The organism is uncultured Sulfitobacter sp. (assembly GCF_947502895.1).
Lineage (GTDB): Bacteria > Pseudomonadota > Alphaproteobacteria > Rhodobacterales > Rhodobacteraceae > Sulfitobacter.
On the sequence record NZ_CANNBM010000003.1, the window covers coordinates 135,543 to 153,633 of the forward strand.

Annotated in this window: 19 protein-coding genes and 1 tRNA gene; 10 read left to right on the plus strand and 10 right to left on the minus strand. The window is 57.5% G+C overall.

All coding sequences use genetic code 11. The annotated features are described in order from the left end of the window. Nucleotides 1-33: 33 nt before the first annotated feature. From Q0903_RS13700 to Q0903_RS13735, 8 genes are all read left to right on the plus strand, one after another. Nucleotides 34-588: a DUF177 domain-containing protein gene (locus Q0903_RS13700; protein WP_299416346.1), complete on the plus strand. Its 555-nt coding sequence runs from the start codon at nucleotides 34-36 to the stop codon at nucleotides 586-588. 197 nt (nucleotides 589-785) lie between these two features. Next, complete coding sequence (gene rpmF / locus Q0903_RS13705) at nucleotides 786-992, plus strand: 50S ribosomal protein L32 (protein WP_299023596.1); 207 nt, start codon at nucleotides 786-788, stop codon at nucleotides 990-992. 39 nt (nucleotides 993-1,031) lie between these two features. Continuing rightward, nucleotides 1,032-2,108, plus strand: a complete 1,077-nt coding sequence (plsX, locus tag Q0903_RS13710; protein WP_299023597.1) for a phosphate acyltransferase PlsX — start codon at nucleotides 1,032-1,034, stop codon at nucleotides 2,106-2,108. Next, on the plus strand, nucleotides 2,105-3,076 hold the full coding sequence (locus Q0903_RS13715; RefSeq protein WP_299023598.1) for a beta-ketoacyl-ACP synthase III: 972 nt from the start codon (nucleotides 2,105-2,107) through the stop codon (nucleotides 3,074-3,076). The genes plsX and Q0903_RS13715 overlap by 4 nt, the downstream gene beginning before the upstream one ends. Before the next feature lie 94 nt (nucleotides 3,077-3,170). After that, complete coding sequence (ihfA, locus tag Q0903_RS13720) at nucleotides 3,171-3,473, plus strand: integration host factor subunit alpha (RefSeq protein ID WP_299023599.1); 303 nt, start codon at nucleotides 3,171-3,173, stop codon at nucleotides 3,471-3,473. 4 nt (nucleotides 3,474-3,477) lie between these two features. Then, nucleotides 3,478-4,905 carry a MerR family transcriptional regulator gene (locus tag Q0903_RS13725; protein ID WP_299416350.1) on the plus strand — a complete coding sequence of 476 codons (1,428 nt, stop codon included), beginning with the start codon at nucleotides 3,478-3,480 and terminating at the stop codon, nucleotides 4,903-4,905. A gap of 68 nt (nucleotides 4,906-4,973) precedes the next feature. Then, nucleotides 4,974-5,050 (plus strand) — tRNA-Pro (locus Q0903_RS13730). Between the two features lie 82 nt (nucleotides 5,051-5,132). Continuing rightward, complete coding sequence (locus tag Q0903_RS13735) at nucleotides 5,133-6,209, plus strand: 2'-deoxycytidine 5'-triphosphate deaminase (RefSeq protein WP_299416353.1); 1,077 nt, start codon at nucleotides 5,133-5,135, stop codon at nucleotides 6,207-6,209. Nucleotides 6,210-6,277: 68 nt separating this feature from the next. On the opposite strand, the gene Q0903_RS13740 is transcribed toward Q0903_RS13735, so the two are convergent. The 8 genes from Q0903_RS13740 to Q0903_RS13775 all read right to left on the minus strand — a co-directional run bounded on the left by Q0903_RS13740 (nucleotide 6,278) and on the right by Q0903_RS13775 (nucleotide 13,702). Continuing rightward, a complete protein-coding gene (locus Q0903_RS13740) occupies nucleotides 6,278-6,553 on the minus strand; it encodes a hypothetical protein (protein ID WP_299416355.1) in 276 nt (91 codons plus the stop codon). Between the two features lie 61 nt (nucleotides 6,554-6,614). Next, nucleotides 6,615-7,271, minus strand: a complete 657-nt coding sequence (gene scpB / locus Q0903_RS13745; RefSeq protein WP_299416357.1) for an SMC-Scp complex subunit ScpB — start codon at nucleotides 7,269-7,271, stop codon at nucleotides 6,615-6,617. Nucleotides 7,272-7,275: 4 nt separating this feature from the next. Beyond that, nucleotides 7,276-8,058 carry a ScpA family protein gene (locus tag Q0903_RS13750; RefSeq protein ID WP_299023605.1) on the minus strand — a complete coding sequence of 261 codons (783 nt, stop codon included), beginning with the start codon at nucleotides 8,056-8,058 and terminating at the stop codon, nucleotides 7,276-7,278. Continuing rightward, nucleotides 8,051-9,070, minus strand: a complete 1,020-nt coding sequence (gene nagZ, locus Q0903_RS13755) for a beta-N-acetylhexosaminidase (protein WP_299416360.1) — start codon at nucleotides 9,068-9,070, stop codon at nucleotides 8,051-8,053. Before nagZ ends, Q0903_RS13750 begins: the two co-directional genes overlap by 8 nt. Continuing rightward, nucleotides 9,067-10,026, minus strand: coding sequence for an SPOR domain-containing protein (locus Q0903_RS13760; protein ID WP_299416363.1), 960 nt, complete (start codon nucleotides 10,024-10,026; stop codon nucleotides 9,067-9,069). The genes nagZ and Q0903_RS13760 overlap by 4 nt, the downstream gene beginning before the upstream one ends. Before the next feature lie 71 nt (nucleotides 10,027-10,097). Beyond that, on the minus strand, nucleotides 10,098-11,843 hold the full coding sequence (gene argS, locus Q0903_RS13765; RefSeq protein ID WP_299416366.1) for an arginine--tRNA ligase: 1,746 nt from the start codon (nucleotides 11,841-11,843) through the stop codon (nucleotides 10,098-10,100). A 59-nt stretch (nucleotides 11,844-11,902) separates the two neighbouring features. Continuing rightward, nucleotides 11,903-12,508: an SDR family NAD(P)-dependent oxidoreductase gene (locus Q0903_RS13770; RefSeq protein ID WP_299023611.1), complete on the minus strand. Its 606-nt coding sequence runs from the start codon at nucleotides 12,506-12,508 to the stop codon at nucleotides 11,903-11,905. A gap of 3 nt (nucleotides 12,509-12,511) precedes the next feature. Continuing rightward, complete coding sequence (locus Q0903_RS13775; protein ID WP_299416369.1) at nucleotides 12,512-13,702, minus strand: deoxyguanosinetriphosphate triphosphohydrolase; 1,191 nt, start codon at nucleotides 13,700-13,702, stop codon at nucleotides 12,512-12,514. 95 nt (nucleotides 13,703-13,797) lie between these two features. Between Q0903_RS13775 and Q0903_RS13780 the strand changes: the two genes are divergently transcribed. Beyond that, a complete protein-coding gene (locus Q0903_RS13780) occupies nucleotides 13,798-14,121 on the plus strand; it encodes an iron-sulfur cluster assembly accessory protein (RefSeq protein WP_299023614.1) in 324 nt (107 codons plus the stop codon). Between the two features lie 454 nt (nucleotides 14,122-14,575). Next, nucleotides 14,576-15,385 carry an exodeoxyribonuclease III gene (xth, locus tag Q0903_RS13785; protein ID WP_299027569.1) on the plus strand — a complete coding sequence of 270 codons (810 nt, stop codon included), beginning with the start codon at nucleotides 14,576-14,578 and terminating at the stop codon, nucleotides 15,383-15,385. A 3-nt stretch (nucleotides 15,386-15,388) separates the two neighbouring features. On the opposite strand, the gene Q0903_RS13790 is transcribed toward xth, so the two are convergent. Both Q0903_RS13790 and Q0903_RS13795 read right to left on the minus strand, forming a co-directional pair. Further along, entirely contained in the window at nucleotides 15,389-17,359 is a 1,971-nt protein-coding gene (locus Q0903_RS13790) for a hypothetical protein (RefSeq protein ID WP_299416374.1), read from the minus strand. 71 nt (nucleotides 17,360-17,430) lie between these two features. Continuing rightward, complete coding sequence (locus tag Q0903_RS13795; RefSeq protein ID WP_299023617.1) at nucleotides 17,431-18,015, minus strand: HNH endonuclease; 585 nt, start codon at nucleotides 18,013-18,015, stop codon at nucleotides 17,431-17,433. Nucleotides 18,016-18,091: the final 76 nt, after the last annotated feature.

An 18,091-nucleotide genomic window follows, 5' to 3' on the forward strand; every position in this document is an offset into this window, starting at 1 on the left:
GCCCTGCGGTTCAAGAAACGAAAGCACATAGTCATGCCAGCAACCCCTCCAAGTGCTACCAGCCTCAGGGTGTCTTCCCTGTCCCAAGGCGTGCCTACGCCCTTTGCCTTGCGCCCTGATGCGGCCACATTGGCCCAGATCGCCAAAGAGCTTCATCTGGACGGTCTGCGCAAATTGTCTTTTGAAGGCACGTTGCGTCCTTTGGGCGATGCCGATTGGGAGCTGAAAGCCCGCCTTGGGGGCACAGTGACCCAACCCTGCGTTGTCACGCTTGAGCCTGTGGTGACGCGGATTGATACAGACGTTCACCGGATTTTCGTGCGTGACTACTCGGATGTGGATGCGCCAGAGATAGAGATGCCAGAGGACGATACAGTCGAGCCATTGGGCGCATGGATTGACCCTGCCGTCATCATGCAAGAGGCGCTGGCCCTCGCCCTGCCCGAATACCCGCGCAAAGAAGGCGCAGCCATCGAGCCGATCCGCGTCACGGAGCCTGGCAAGAAACCGATGAGCGATGAAGAGGCGCGCCCTTTCGCAGGGCTTGCAGCACTCAAAGACCAGCTCGGCGGCAAGGACGAAAGCTAGGCACGCGCGCTGAGTGGCATGAAACAGCCAAACGGCACGTGTTTTCACCATATTTTGCCGCAGTACGGCGAAATAGCGTTGGACAAGCGAGCAGCACTTGCCTAAACGCACCACACGCCCCCCGTGGGACTTGACCCGAAACACGGCCCTGCACATCCGATGTGTGCAACACGGCCCCGAATACAAAGGCACCAGACATGGCTGTCCAGCAGAATAAAGTATCCAAATCGCGCCGCAATAACCGCCGCTCACACGATTCGCTGTCTGCGGCGAACCCGAACGAGTGTTCAAACTGCGGTGAGCTGAAGCGCCCACACCATATCTGTGCATCTTGCGGCCACTACGCCGATAAAGAAGTCGTTGCACAGATCGACGAGATTGATCTCGAAGACGACGCGGCGTAAGCTGCGCTCGACCCTAACAACTAAAGGCACTCGCAGCAGATGACGGCCCCGACCGATCACAATTCCGCGAATGCCCGAACCCTCATTTCGGTCGATGCAATGGGGGGCGATCTGGGACCGGCAGCTGTTGTTGCCGGTTGCCTTAAATCGGCGCAAGCAAATCCAGACATTTCCTTTATCCTGCACGGCCCCGAGGCAGAGTTGCGCGCGCTGGTGAGCAAACACCCGGAGCTGGAGACCCGCACGCAAATCTGTGATGCGGTCGGTGTTGTCACGATGGATGATAAACCCAGTCAGGTCGTACGCACGGGTAAAAACACCTCGATGTGGTCCACAGTCGAGGCCGTGCGCACAGGCGAAGCAAGTGTCGCCGTGTCCTGCGGCAATACAGGCGCGCTAATGGCCCTGTCGATGATCCGTCTGCGCAAGCTGCCTGGTGTGAACCGACCTGCCATTGCCGTGCTCTACCCCTCCTCCAACACCCAGGGCTTTAACGTGATGCTCGACGTAGGTGCAGACATTCGTGCTGATGCGGATGATCTGCTGCGCTATGCGCTGATGGGCATGTCTTATGCACGCAATGGCCTGAACGTAGAACGACCCCGCATTGGCCTGCTCAATGTCGGCACGGAAGAGCATAAGGGACGCACCGAGCTGAAAGAAGCGCACGATCTGATTCGCGATCACCAGACAGAGGCGGCCTATGAATTCGTCGGATTCGTCGAAGGCGGTGATATTTCGGGCAACAAGGCCGACGTGATCGTCACCGATGGATTTACCGGTAACGTGGCGATCAAGACAGGTGAAGGTACGGCCAGCCTGATCGGCCAGCGTCTCAGGGAAGCGTTTAAATATTCGATCCTGTCCCAGCTCGCCTCGCTGCTGGCCTATACCTCACTGATGCGACTGCGCAAAAAGATCGACCCGCGTCGCGTGAATGGTGGCGTATTTTTGGGACTGAACGGCACTGTGGTGAAGTCGCACGGTTCTGCTGATGCCACTGGAATATCAGCCGCAATCAAACTCGCGGCGCAGCTGGCCGAGAACGGATTTAACGACAAGCTGGCCGCGCGCGTCGCCGCCGCCCTACCCACCGAGGAGCCTGCCGCCGAATGACCCTGCGTGCTGTAGTAAAAGGGGTGGGCCACTATCTGCCGACCCGTGTTGTTGAAAACGCCGAGTTCGAGGCGACACTAGATACCAACGATGAATGGATTCGTGCGCGTTCAGGTATCGAACGGCGGCATTTTGCAGGCGAAGGTGAAACGACATCCAGCATGGCAACTGCTGCTGCACGCGCTGCCCTGGACATGGCGGATCTTGGTCCGGACGATATCGACGCGGTTATCGTTGCCACCTCTACCGCCGATCTGACCTTTCCATCCGCTGCCACCATGGTACAGGCGCAGCTTGGCATGAAAAGCGGCTTTGCCTTTGATATTCAAGCAGTTTGTGCGGGTTTTGTTTTTGCGCTCAGCAATGCAAACGCGCTGATCCTGTCGGGTCAGGCAACCCGTGTGATGGTAATCGGGGCAGAAACATTCAGCAAGATTATGGACTGGACCGACCGCAGCACATGCGTGTTGTTCGGCGATGGCGCAGGGGCAGTACTGTTGGAGGCCGAAGACGCCAGCGGTACAAGCGATGACCGTGGCATCCTGTCTACCGATCTGAATTCTGACGGCACCCACCGCGAACTTCTGTATGTTGACGGGGGGGTATCGACGGGCACTTCGGGCTATTTGCGGATGCAGGGCAATCAGGTCTTTCGCCATGCAGTGGCAAAGCTGAGCCAGACCGCCACCACGGCAATGGCGCGCGCTGGCATCACCTCGGACGAGGTTGACTGGATCGTGCCACATCAAGCCAATATTCGCATTATTCAAGGCACGGCCAAAAAGCTGGGGCTGTCGATGGACAAGGTTGTTGTGACGGTTCAGGATCACGGTAATACCTCGGCCGCCTCCATACCGCTGGCCCTGTCCGTGGGCGTCGCGCGCGGCCAGATCAAAACAGGCGATTTGATTGTAACCGAAGCAATTGGCGGCGGGCTGGCGTGGGGTGCGGTGGTCCTGCGCTGGTAAGGTCACGCCCACGGCTGAGACAGCTGCCGAATGGGAAGTTATTGACTTGGACAGCCAAGCTAGCCAATGTCTTGGAAAAATTAGGGGGAATACGATGACGAGTACGACACTGACGCGGATGGATTTGAGCGAAGCAGTATTTCGCGAGGTTGGCCTGTCGCGTAACGAGAGCGCCCAACTTGTTGAGACGGTGCTGGAAGAAATGTCGGATGCGCTGGTGCGTGGCGAGCAAGTCAAAATCTCGTCTTTCGGAACATTCTCTGTGCGCGACAAGTCAGCCCGTATCGGACGCAACCCCAAGACAGGCGAAGAAGTGCCGATCAACCCGCGCCGCGTTTTGACGTTTCGCCCGTCGCACCTGATGAAAGACCGTGTTGCGGACGGCAACAAGTCCTGAACTGATGCCCAAATCTCCTGACGCGTTCCGCACTATATCAGAAGTTGCCGACTGGCTTGGCATTCAGGCGCATGTGTTGCGTTTCTGGGAGAGTAAATTTACGCAAGTAAAGCCCATCAAACGCGCAGGTGGCCGCCGCTATTACCGTCCTGCCGATATGTTGTTGTTGGGCGGTATCAAGAAGCTGCTGCATGATGATGGTCTGACCATCAAGGGTGTGCAAAAACTGCTGCGCGAAGAAGGCATGAGCCATGTATCGGCAATGTCTCCTCCGCTGGAGGATGGCGAGCAGGAGTTTGATATGCCTGCTGCCGCGCCAACCACCTCGGCGCCCATCCCTGCACCCAAAGAGGAAGCAGTTGTGCTGCCTTTTGAGGCCCCCAAAGAGCCTGAAGAGACAGCGACGGTCGAGCAATCCCCGACAGAAGACGAAACTCTTGAGGAAGCACCGCAGCCAGCTGCACCTGAAGAGCCGAAACCAGAATTACCTGCGGCCGAAGAACCTCCAGCCCCCGTTGAGCCTGCACCAGAGCCCGTAGCTGCGGCGTCCGAGCCTGAAACACCTGAACCCGAAACAGCTGAACCTGAGACAGTTGAAGCTGTTAGCCACACCTCAGAAGAGCCTGTGGCCGAGGCAATCGAGCCTGTAACCGATGCGCCAGAGGCTCAAATTGAGGCGCCGCAAGAAGACGCCGCTTCGGAAACGCCAGCGATGGACGCGCAAGATTTGGCTTCTGATGATATTGCGCCCGTCCCTTCGACAGACATCGACACTCCCGACGAGGCGGAGACTGTCGCAGCAGCGTCCGCTCAGACACAGACGCCCGCACCAACACCAGAAGCACCGCCCCTATCAAGCGGTCCTGAGCCCGTGGATGAAAGCGACACGCTGGCCGCTGCAGCAGATCTATCAGACGCAGTGCCAGCTGACACCGAAGTAGAGACTGTACCCGAGCAAGCAAGCGTGGCGGAAGAGCCTGAGGCCAAACCAGAAGCGCAAAAGCCGCTTCCATCCTTCATGCGTAGCCCTGACACTGCCGCAGATACAAAAGAGAGCACCCCTGCGACGCAAGATAGAGAGCCGCAGTCAGCGCAGGCCCAAGCGCCAGAACCGACGCCGCAACCTGCGCAGACGGTAGAGCATTCCGAACCAGAACCATCGGTTGCGCAAGAGCCAGAACCAGAACCACCGGCAGTGCAAGAACCACCAGCAGTGCAAGAGCCGCCTGCCCCGAAACCGCGCGATATCGGGATGCCAGAGATAACACCAGAGCATGAGATCCATGCGCAACCCGCGACACTGACGCGCGCCTATCGCATGGCTGCGCTGGATGCGGGAACAGCCCAGCAAATGGCGCCTTTGTTGGCCCAGCTTGCAGGTCTTCGGGACCGAATGGCGGCCCGGCGCAACAACGCGCAGCCAAAATCCTGAGGCACGGCACGAATGGGTGCGATTGCCTCTTGCGCGTGTGGGTTTATGCGGTATGAACACCCCCATGTCGGGCTATGGCGCAGCCTGGTAGCGCGTCCGTCTGGGGGACGGAAGGTCGCAGGTTCGAGTCCTGCTAGCCCGACCACGACATACTTCGAAACGCTCGCATCCTCTCGGGTGTGGGCGTTTCGTACATTCAGACCCGAGGCTTTCGCAAAGGACCTGTCATGGCGGGCGTGATTCCCAACCAACAGCTAGAAGAGATGATCGCGCGTGGCGAGATCGCGGCCACCCCCCCTGTGGACTCCGCCCAAATCCAGCCTGCGAGCCTTGATTTGCGTCTTGGCACTGTGGCTTATCGCGTGCGCGCCTCTTTTCTGGCGGGGCATGGCGCAAAAGTAGCTGACAGGCTGGACGAGTTCGAGATGCACCGCGTTGATCTCAGCAATGGTGCAGTGCTGGAAAAAGGCGCTGTTTATGTGGTGCCGTTGATGGAACATCTGGCATTGCCTGACGCAATAAGCGCAACGGCAAACGCCAAAAGCTCGACAGGACGGTTGGATTTGCTGACCCGTCTCATCACCGATGGCGGGACCGAATTTGACCGCATCAGCGCAGGCTATACCGGCCCTCTCTATGCCGAAATTTGCCCGCGCTCTTTCTCGGTTCTTGTCAGGCCGGGCATGCGCCTGAACCAGATACGGTTCGGTACGGGTGACGCGGCACTAAGCGACGAGGATTTGCGCGCGCTTCATGCACAAACGCCCTTGGTCGATGGCCCTGCCGTGATCGATGACGGACTGGGATTTTCCGTGGACTTGCGGCTCAAAGGTACGACGCTGGTGGGCTACCGTGCCAAACCTCATACTGGGGTGATTGATCTGGATAGGATCGGCCAATATGCGCCTGCGGACTATTGGGAAGAAGTACATAGCGACAACGGGCAAATCATCCTTGATCCCGGTGCATTCTATATTCTGGTCAGCCGCGAGGCGGTGACAATACCGCCGGAATATGCCGCCGAAATGGCGCCCTATCTGGCAATGGTCGGCGAGTTTCGGGTGCATTATGCGGGGTTTTTCGACCCCGGTTTTGGCCATGACGCATCAGGAGGCGCAGGATCGCGCGGTGTGCTGGAGGTACGCTGCCATGAAGCACCGTTTGTGCTGGAACATGGGCAGGTTGTCGGGCGGTTGGTGTACGAGCGAATGTCTGAAGCACCAACACAGCTTTATGGTGCGGGGATCGCGTCCAACTATCAGGGCCAGGGCCTGAAGCTATCCAAGCATTTCAAAGCGCCATAGCAGACTGGAGCAAGGCCAGCTCCGTCTGCCAAAAATTCGCGTAATATATCTGACAAAAGATAGAGGGCTTACAGCTTACCTGCGCGGCGGGCCATTTTCATGGCTTGTTTCGCCTGATTAGCACCCTGTCCGCCGCCTTGGCGTTTGGCGCGGCGTGCGGCGCGAATCTCTTGCTGTTTGCTGCTGGGGCCCACAGTCGGGTTGCCGAAATCATCGATTTCACCCTGCGGCTGCTGCTTGCGCTTGCTACTCATTGATGCGGCTTTGTTAAACCCTGCGTCGATGCCCTTGTTGAGCATTTTGCGCATCACCATCCGCATGACCATGTTCAATATCTGGTTCATAGTACTCTCCTCGCGCGTTTCTTTGTTCTCAATATAGGGACAATTACGGCATTTTTGAGGTTCAGTCCTCAAATAGCTCGCTTTGACCTTCGGTACTTTCAGGCTCGTCCTCGCCCTCACCTACTTGCGGCATCATACCGAAAGCGGGTCGGTTTTCTAACAAACCTGCCGAGCGCAGTTCTTTGAGCCCCGGTAAATCGCGTGCATTCTCAAGTCCGAAATGATCAAGGAAGCCTTCTGTCACCACAAACGTAACGGGGCGACCCGGTGTCATTTTACGGCGGCCAAAGCGGATCCACTCAAGCTCCAACAACTGGTCGACCGTACCGCGCGAGACAGAAACGCCACGAATTTCCTCGATCTCGGCGCGGGTGACGGGCTGGTGGTAGGCGATGATGGCAAGAGTTTCGATCGCGGCACGGCTGAGCTTGCGGACCTCCACCGTTTCCTTCTGCATCAGGTATCCCAGATCGGCCGCAGTGCGCAGGGCATAAGCATCACCGATTTTCATGACCTGCACGCCACGCCCTTCATAGCGGCGGCGCAGATGTACCATTGCCTCCGCAGCGTCAGAGCCATGAGGCATACGGTCGGCCAGCTCTTTTATCGTGACAGGCTCGGCACTGGCGAAAAGGACAGCTTCGATCATACGTTCCTGCTCTGCCATGGGGGGCGCGTCAAACAGGCTTTCTTCTTGTTCTACAGTAGGCTCTGACATGGTCTTAATCTTTCTTGCGCAACTGGATGGGCGCAAATGTATCGCTTTGGCGGATTTCCAGATGGCCTTCTTTTACCAGCTCAAGCGAGGCCGCGAATGTGGCCGCTGTGGCCGAGCGGCGCTTGACCGGATCGCTCTCCCATCCTTCGGGAAGAAAGCTCATCAGATCACCCCAATCGCCTGCGTATCCGATAAGGCCGCGCATCCGCTCTAGTGCTTGTTCCATCGTAAAGACTTTTTCGCGGTCCATTACAAAGGGGCGGAAATCATCGCGGGTACGGATGCGGGCATAACCCTGCATCAGGTCCAGCAAGGTCGCCGTATAGGTGACGCGGCGCACCCGTTCGACCATTTGCGTCTGCCCACGGGCAAAGAAATCGCGGCCTAACTGATCGCGCGCCATCAGGCGGGCAGCTGCGTCGCGCATGGCGGCCAAACGCTCAAGCTGGAACGCCAGATGTGCCGCCAGCTCCTCACCAGACGGGCCTTCATCGGTTGGATCAGGGGGCAACAGCAGACGCGATTTAAGAAAAGCCAGCCATGCGGCCATCACCAGATAATCTGCCGCCAGTTCCAGCCGCAAAGCCTTGGCGCGCTCTACGAAGGCCAGATATTGCCGCGCAAGTTGCAGCACGGAGATACGGCGCAGATCAACCTTCTGGGTGCGACTGAGCGTCAGCAATAGATCGAGCGGGCCTTCAAACCCGTCCACGTCCACAATCAGGGCTTCGGCGGCCAGACGGTCGGCTACCGATGCGCTGTCTTGCTCAAATAGGTTTTCAGCCATGCGCCCCCTCGCCCAATAGCGCCTTAAGCTGCGCATCAAGGGCGGGAATGTCAATATCGTCAGGGCGCTGGCGATAGCTGAGCGCACGCAGCGCGCGGCGTTGAGCCGCATCGGTCATCTCGCCCGCCGCTTCGGCAACCTCTGCACGTTCTGCCAAGGTGCCGTTGCAATGCAAAATCACGTCACACCCTGCTGCAATCGCTTGACGGCTGAGATCCGACAGCGATCCTGTCAGTGCCTTCATCGAGATATCGTCAGTCATAATCAGATTATCAAAACCGATATCCTCGCGGATCACGCCCATCATGCGCGGCGACAGGGTAGCGGGAGCGGAATCAATCGCATCATAGACCACATGCGCGGTCATCCCCATCGGCGTGTCACGCAGCGCCTTGAAGGGAGCAAAATCGACACGGTCCAAGTCGTTGCGGCTGGCCGAGACACGGGGCAGTTCAAAATGGCTATCAGCAGTCGCGCGGCCGTGGCCGGGAATGTGTTTGATGACCGGCAAAACACCACCCGCCAACATCCCGTCATTGGCTGCCTGACCCATCAGGGCGATATGGCGCGCATCCAGCCCGTAACAACGGTTATAAAGAAAATCATGGGTGTCGGGGCAAGGCACATCAACCATCGGCGCGCAGTTGCTGTCGATCCCCAGTGCATAAAGCTCGTGTGCGATGAGGCGAAAGCGGATGTACATGGCCTCGGCAGCGTCAGCGCCTGCAGCTTGTACAAAATGCATCGGCGGCACCCATTCGCGCCATTGCGGCGCACGCAACCGTTGGACGCGCCCGCCCTCCTGATCAATGGTGATGGGGGCATTGCGGCCCACGGCCTCACGAAAATCATCGCATAGCGCCCGCACCTGATCCGGTGTGTCGATATTGCGAGCAAACAAAATGAAACCAAAGGGGTTCACATCCGCAAAGAGCGCCTTTTCATCCGCGCTCAGCCGATGACCATCGGCATCAAGGATTGTCGCACCGAACCGTGCGAGGCCCTTGTTCACCGTGTCACCACAGGGATGCAATCCACGCTTTCCGCAACGAGTGCCGAACAGAACCGACGCGCATCGCCGATATCGTCAAAGCCTTGCGCGCGTAGTCGGTAGAAAGTCCGCCCACCTGATTTAGCTTCCATCACGATACGCTTTTTGCCCTCCATGAAAGGTGCGAAACGTGCGTTCAGCTTGCCCCATTGGGCGCGGGCAATTTCGGGCGTGTCGAACGCACCAAGCTGCACAAGACGGGTACCAGCAGGCAGGCTGCCCGCACTAATATCCAGATCACTGACAGCCGAGCTGGGCACGGCGGCGGCAGCTTGGGTCGCAGCAGGGCGGCTGGGCCGCAGTGTCGGGCGCAGCGAGACACGCATGCCATCACCACTTAGCAAAGCAACGGCATTTCCCGTATTGATCGAAGCAAGCACCGGAACCGCCTCGCCGTCCACCTGTTCAAGCGGGGCAATACCATCAGTCAGTTGTGCTACAATGCTGTCAATTGATCCTGCTTCCATAGCAGCAGCGATATCTTGCACAATCGGTTCGGGATCAGCGATTTCAGGGATAGCCGTAACTGCCGCGTCCTCGATTTGCGGCATCGGCTGGTCTTCTTCCGCCAGATCAGTGGGCTGTGGTGCAAGGCGGACCTGCTCTGCCAGCGCCTCGGACGCGCCGACAACGGCGACCTCGTTCACCGAAAGGCCCTGATGTTGCGCCAGCTGCCCACCGGGATTTTCGGGACGTACCCGCATTTCACCCGCCGCAGCGCGCACGACAGGGATACCGGTCACATCACGCACAAGCAGCTTATAACCCCAAACGCCTACCCCAACGACAAGTGCCAGTGAAACCACAGCGCCTGCAAGATTGGTCAGTTTGGTAACAGCATTGCCATTGGTGGTGGAATACTCAGGGTGTTGATACGCCGCACCCGTCCCCTGAGGGGAGTGTGTAAAATCTGCCATCGTTGCCTCTCTGTCAGCGCAGTACATTGCCGCGCTGATCTGATCGTGTTTGCTCGTACCTGCGGCGGTGCTTAGCGCATCTCATCCGCAGGGGTCACGCCAAGGATACCCAAGCCTGCTGCAATTACAATCGCAACCGCCCGCGCGAGGGCAATTTTCGCTTGTGATGTTGCAGGATCGTCCTCTTGAATAAAGCGCAGGCCGGTCTCGGCATTGCCGAGGTTCCAGAAGCCGTGCAAATCCCCCGCCAATTCATAGAGATAGAAGGCAATGCGGTGCGGCTCATTGCTACGCGCAGCAGTCTCGACGAGACGCGGCCATTCGGCCACTTTGCGCAGCAAGGCAAGCTCTGCCGCGTGGTCAAGCTTGGACAGATCGGCGGATTTTAGCGTGGCATCGTCCACCGCAATGCCAGCATCAGCCGCTTTGCGCAGCACACTGGCGACACGGGCATGGGCATATTGCACATAGAACACCGGGTTTTCGCGCGACTGTTCGGTGACTTTGTCAAAATCAAAATCTAGCGGCGCATCGTTTTTGCGGGTCAACATGACAAAGCGTGTCACGTCCTTGCCCACTTCGCGGATCAGATCACTGAGCAACACAAAGTTGCCCGCGCGCTTGGACATTTTGAACTCTTCACCGTTTTTGAACAATTTAACCAGCTGCGTCAGCTTGATATCCAGCGGCACAGTGCCACCCGACAGCGCATGCACAGCCGCTTTCATCCGTTTTACATAGCCGCCATGGTCAGCCCCGAAAACATTGATCAGCGCGTCATAGCCGCGCTCGACCTTGTCATTGTGATACGCAATGTCGGGGGCGAAATAGGTCCACGCGCCATCGTGCTTTTTGATTGCACGGTCTTGGTCGTCGCCAAATTCGGTCGATTTGAACAACGTCTGCTCGCGCGCCTCATAGTCGTCTGGCAGCTTGCCTTTGGGGGGCTCAAGCGTGCCGTTATAGATCAGACCCATTTTGTCGAGCTTATCAAGGCAGGCTTCAATCTTGCCTGTGTTGTACAAAGACTTTTCCGAGAAGAAGCGATCCATCTTGACGCCCAGCAGCGCCAGATCATCGCGGATCAGTTCCATCATCGCATCTGTTGCAAAATCACCAATGGGGCCAAGCCAGATATCCTCGGGCTGGTCGATATATTGGTCACCCACCTTCTCTTTAAGCGCAGCACCCACAGGCACCAGATAGTCACCCGGATAGGTCCCTTCGGGAAAGGCAACCTCTTTGCCATGCGCTTCGAGATACCGCAGATAAACCGAACGGGCGAGCATGCCGATCTGGCCGCCACCGTCATTGATTACGTATTCGCGCGTCACATCCCAACCAGCGAACGCCAAAAGAGAGGCCAACGCATCACCAAAGACCGCACCGCGGGTATGGCCCACATGCAGAGGGCCTGTAGGGTTGGCCGAGACATATTCGACGTTCACCGATTTGCCGGCCCCCAGCGTCGCGCGGCCATAGTCGGTGCCACTGTCCAAAACGGTTTGCGCCACATTTTGCCAGACAGCAGGCGCAAGTCGCAGGTTCAAAAAGCCCGGACCAGCCACTTCGGCAGAAGTGACACGCGGATCGTCAGACAACCGCACAGCCAGCTTTTCCGCGATGTCGCGCGGTTTCATCCCTGCGGGTTTGGCCAGTACCATTGCCGCATTGGTTGCCATATCACCATGGGACGCATCGCGCGGCGGCTCTGCCGTGACGTTATCGGTGCTGAGACCCGCAGGCAGATCACCAGCAGCAACCATCGCGTCGAGCGCGTGCAAAACAAGGGAACGAATATCGGCAAAGAGGTTCATTGGTGTGCTTTCAGAACAGAATGTTGCGCTTCATGTACCACGCGGGGGCTGCGCGTCAATCAAAGGCGCAGCTCGGCCCCAGTCAGCGACCCCAGCGCGCCTGACAACAGCCCGATAACCGCTGTGCGCGCGGGTTTCACCGCGCCTTCGCCAACGGAAACCATGTTGAGGGTCAGCCCGTCACGGCGCAGCGCATGGGCCAGTGCCGATTGCGCAGATGCCAGCGCGGGTGCCATGGCCCCTGCCCCTACATCCAACGCTTGTTCGGGGCGTGCAACAACGCTGACAATCTGGCCTTCGCGCAAGGTCAACGCGGGCATAAAGCCTTGCACGATCCCTTGTAGCACCGCCACGTTCAGATCAATCTTGTCAGGCTGGCGCAGAGGCATCAGGTTCAACACCCCATCAAGACGCGCTTCGCCCCATGCACGGCCCACGCGGCGCAGCGCCACATCGGCCTCGCCCTTGAGCGGCAATGGCACCGCGTTGCTGATCTGCGCCAACGCATCGGCGTTGCTGTCTGCGACAACCACCTGCGCACCCGACGCCGCCAGCGCGCGCGCCATGCCGCGGCCAAATCCGCAGCATGCTCCCAGCACCAATATACGCTGGCCCTGTAAAGTACCCGATGGGCGTTTCATCTGCTGTGTCTCACTGTCCAACATAAGCTACCCTTTGTGCGTGTGCCCTTGGGCGTTATACGACCCCGCGCGCGGCGTATTGCCGATCAGGCGATCATGCTCCTGCAGCGCGAAACGGTCGGTCATACCTGCAATATAGTCTGCAACGATACGTGCCAAGAGTGTACGGTCTGTCCCTGCTTGCGCAATATAATTTGCCCACTCGGCGGGCATCAGCGCAGGTTTTTCCAAAAATAGCGGAAACAAGGCCTCGACAACGCCCGTCACTTCGGCGCGGATTTTCATCACGGCGGGTGCGCGATACATACGTGTGAACAAAAAGCGCCGGATCGCGCCAAGGTCCTGCCACATCGCATCTGAAAAACAGATCACCGGACGGCCAAGATTGCGGATGTCTTCAACCGATGCAGCCTGCGCAATCGACAGTTGCGCGCGCGAGGTTTCGATCACATCCGAAACCATCATGCCGAACACCCGCCGCAGTGCTTCATGGCGCCGGCGATAGGAGTCCAGTTTTGGATACTTTGCGTCCACCTGCGCATAGGCAGGGGCAAGCAACGGAAGGCCTGCGATATCGTCTTCGGTGAACAGGCCTGCGCGCAGACCGTCATGCAGATCGTGATTGTTATAGGCAATATCATCGGCCAGCGCGGCCACCTGCGCCTCGGCACTTGCATGGGTGTGCAACTCAAGATCATGCATACGGTTGTAGTCGGCCAATGCGTGCGGCAAATCGCCCAGCACAGGGCCGTTATGCTTGGCGATCCCTTCCAGCGTCTCCCATGTCAGGTTCAGCCCGTCAAAATCGGCATAGTGGCGCTCAAGCGATGTAACGATCTTGATCGCTTGGGCGTTGTGATCAAACCCGCCATAGGGCTGCATCAACGCATGCAGCGCGTCTTCGCCTGTATGGCCAAAAGGCGGATGGCCCAGATCATGGGCCAACGCGATTGCCTCGGTCAGTTCGGGGTTCAGGTGAAGCGCGCCAGCGATCGTACGCGCCACTTGGGCTACTTCGATGCTGTGGGTCAGCCGTGTGCGGTAATAATCGCCCTCATGCTCCACAAACACCTGTGTCTTGTGCTTTAACCGGCGAAAGGCGCTGGCATGGATAATCCGGTCACGGTCGCGCTGGAAAGACGAGCGGAAGTTGCTCTCTTCCTCGGGGACACGTCGCCCGCGGGCGCGGTCCGGATCGGAGGCAAAGGATGCACGCACACGTAGTCTCCTGTAACGCGGCGCTTGTACCCCGCTTTGTCCGTTTCTATATTACGTTTACAGCCCAATGAAAACACACTGCGGAGCCCCAGCACATGAACCTGCCCCCCCAAGTGACACAACGTGCCTTTGAACGGTTGAGCGAGATCGGTGCAGCTACCGATGGCAAAGCCCTGCGCGTCGCGGTTGAGGGCGGAGGCTGTTCGGGCTTTCAATACGAGATCGCACTGGACGAAGCCAAGGAAGACGACCTGATCCTTGAAGGCGCTGGCGAAAAAGTTGTGGTCGACAGTATTTCGCTGCCGTTCCTTGCCAATGCGGTAATTGACTTTACCGAAGAGCTGATCGGCGCAAGGTTTGTGATCGAAAACCCGAACGCGACGTCATCATGTGGCTGTGGCACGTCGTTTTCGATGTAGCAAACATGGTGTGCAGATCTAACGCAGAAGCAGGGGAAAGACGCTGACAGTGTTGTGTCGCTTGCACCGCAAATGATCCTCGCATCATCACAGTACATTCAACCCCGTCCGGTTCGCGTCTTCCCCCGCTCATGCGGTCTACTGTTGGCTAGGTTGCCGAAGCGCAGGACATGCCGTGCGCCAGTTCGAGATCTGCTTCTTGACGAATATCCAGTATTGATGCCCGTAATAGCTGGCGCGGTTACGGGCCGTCCCTGACCCGGCATCGCGCCGTTTTACGTGTCTAGCATCCTGTTTGGATAGGACGTGACGTAGGCCGAATATAACCACAATCCATGTCAGAAAGGAAGGATTCATTGCGCAAACGCGCGTTGTGCCGCAGCGTGCCGGATGGCTTGCCCTACCCGCGCAGATGCGCGATAGCTTGGCTAACCCGCCCAAGGAGCCTGCCCCAATGAAGATCGCCACATTTAACATCAACGGGATCAAGGCCCGCATAAACGCATTGCCTGCATGGCTGGACGAAGCCAAGCCCGATGTTGTTTTAATGCAGGAAATCAAGTCGGTAGACGAAGCCTTTCCAACCGAAATCTTTGAAGAGCGTGGCTATAACGTCGAAGTACACGGGCAGAAATCGTTTAATGGTGTGGGTATCCTGTCCAAGCTGCCACTAGAGGATGTTACGCGCGGTTTGCCTGGCGATGATAGCGATGAGCAAGCGCGCTATATCGAGGCTACAGTCGTAGGCGAGAGCCAATCTGTGCGCCTGTGCGGCCTTTATTTGCCCAATGGAAACCCAGTGGAACTCGCGGCGGATGGAACCCCTGTTGAGGGCGGCAAATACGCCTACAAACTGGCGTGGATGGACCGCCTGCGCGCCCGTGCGCAAGAATTGCTGGCCGAAGAGACGCCGTTTCTGATGGCGGGCGATTACAATATCATCCCCCAACCCGAGGATGCAGCGACCCCCGAAACATGGCGCGGTGATGCACTATTCCGCCCCGAAAGCCACGCAAAGTGGCGCGCATTGCTGAACCTTGGCCTGACAGAGGCGTTTCGCGCGCGTCATCAAGGCCCCGGTCATTATAGTTTTTGGGATTATCAAGCAGGCGCTTGGAACCGGAATCTGGGCATCCGCATCGACCACTTCCTGCTATGTCCCTATACAGCCGACAGGCTGGTTGATTGCCAGATCGACAAAGACATTCGCGGCCATGAAAAACCGTCCGACCATGTCCCTGTCTGGGTTGATCTGGCGCTCTGATCCCTAGATCAACAGCGCATCATCGCTGAGCGCGGCAAGAGTAAAATCGACGACCACAAAGTTGGTATCCTGCGCGGCAAACACCAAATCATCGCCGCTGGCACCAAAGGCTGCACGCGCCGCTGAGACGTCCTCGAACCCGAAGGCCGTCAGGTCCAGCTTGTCCCACGTTTCCATATCCATCACGCGGGCCGTGCCGTCTGTGTTCGGCGCAAAGACAAACTCATCCGAGAATGCACCGCCGAGCAATCGGTCATTGCCGCCCCCGCCGATCAAGACATCATCGGTGCCCTCTGCACGGATCCAGTCCTCGACCCCGTCTGCGTCAAAAAGTGTCGTCAAAGCGTTAACAAACTCATCCCGCGATGTACCGCCTGCCAACAGATCGCTGGCCACCTGCAGCGAGAACACCTGTTCGGATACGCCCATATTGCCCAGAATATAGCCCGCAAAGGCCGCGTCCGACATCTCGTCCATTTTCCCGAACTCGGCCGAGTTCAAAAAACGGGAGGCAAGGCTCGCGTTACTGAGGCCATCATTCGTTTCAATTTGCCATTGGGTAAAGCCGAACATGTCAGGCGTGCGACCCAAGACCGCCGCGTACATATCATAGATAGGTCCAAGGTCATCCGGTGTCACATCGCGCAAGGAAAAATCAAGGGCATCACCACCGACGACATTACGAAACTCTTGGCTGTTGATGAATGACACCGCAACATCAATTTCACTGCTGAATGGCCGACCGGTACTTTCGAGCCGTGAGATATACTCCTGTCTGTAAGTATTGGAAGTGGCGGGCGCCTCTCCGCGCATCGCCGTATACAGAAAATCAACAAACGCAGAGGGATCAACATCGTAGGCCAAGTCTATATCAAACTCAGCATTCTTGGCGTTGAATTCGACGCTTCGAAGAATAATGTCCACGATGGTAGCATAGCTCTGATTTTCCAGCGCCGCCGCAGTTTCGGGATCGGGCGCGCGGTCGAGCAGAAGCTGGTATGCGCGATAAATAAATTCGTCTTGCTCAAATGACACAAACCGGTCCAGCGTGTCATCGCCGATCAGGATGTCATCGCCAGCCGAACCAATCAGCGTATCATTGCCTGCACTGCCACGCAGCAGTGCCGTTCCGTCGGTCTCTCGCGCTACAAGAACAAATTCATCAAGCGAGCTGCCGCGCGCTGTGGTCCCCGAGGAAAGTACGGCAAGCACCGGAAATCCGCCTGTATCTTGCTGGTCTATTTCAGTGCGAAACAGTTCGGTTGCAGACAAGGAATAGCTGAAACTCTCACGAAAGGTCAGCACATCAACAAAATAGTCACCTGGCGCATTCGCAAAAACGAACATCGAGTCGCCCCGCGTATTAACCAACAGCTCGTTTTCTTGCAGAAAGGCGCGTTCGCCCCCTTCGTCGTATAGCCGCAGCGAGGTATCGTTGATGTTGGATGTGTCTATATCAAAACGGTACAGCACCCCAGCTTCCAACGAGACAGCAAACCAGTCGCGATCCGTCCCGTTCTCCCCTATTGGCTGGCCCAACCCCGTCACAGTCCCGCCAATCGAGACCATGCCCGTGGTTGACGGAACATTCGGAAAGTCATCTGCCACCAAGCTCGCGCGCAATTCATACGCGCCGATGCTTGATCCCGCATATGAAGACGCGTCGATGTAATAGGTGCCATCAGCCGACGGGGCGAAACTGGTCAGCGAATTCGTATCTGCTCCTCCGTCATCGTCGCCCCGCCCGACCCGAGTGCCGCTTTCGTCAAAAACTCCACGGATAAGCGTGTCGATAACAGGGTAACCACTCTCGGATTCATTAGCGCTCAACATTTCGATCGTGTAGGTCTGGCCCGCAATACCATCTATCGCAAAACGGTCTACGTCCCCTAAAGCTTCCAGAACGCCGGTGGCTGTGCCACCTACGGAAAGGCGCCCAGTGGTGTCATTTGTCTGTGGGAAGTCGTCTTCCATGCTAATAACCTTTTTTCTAAAATTTATTTGGTCATGCTGTAAAAAAAGCCAACTCGTTTAACGACAGTACATCACGCCTGCAATTCGGCGTCCCAATATAAAAAGTCCATCCAGCTTTCGTGCAGATGGTTGGGCGGGAATTTACGGCCCATATTGCGCAGCTCTTCCGCTTCGGGCTGACGCGGTGGTTTGCGCAGGGTGTATCCCGTCTGATGCAGTGCCTTGGAGCCTTTACGCAGGTTGCACGGGCTGCACGCAGCCACCACGTTTTGCCAGCTGGTCACGCCCCCTGCGGCACGCGGCACCACATGGTCAAACGTCAGCTCGCCCTTGCTGCCGCAATACTGGCAGCGGAATTCGTCGCGCAGAAATAAATTAAAGCGCGTGAAGGCCACGCGCTTTTGAGGTTTGACATAATCTTTGAGAACCACAACCGAGGGAATGCGCAAAGTGGTGGTGGGACTGTGCACGCACTCCTCGTATTCGGCCACAATATCGACCCTGTCGAGGTATTTGGCCTTCACCGCATCCTGCCAAGACCATAGCGACAGCGGATAATAACTTAGCGGCCGATAATCCGCATTAAGCACCAGCGCGGGCCTGTGTTTCAGCCCTGCTGGACTTCGTATAAACTCGGTTCTGAAATCGCCGTCCATCTGCACGCCACCCGTCTTCCGTTTGACATGACTATATCTCGTGGTTTCAAGCTGGCAAGCCTTTGAAGGGCACAAG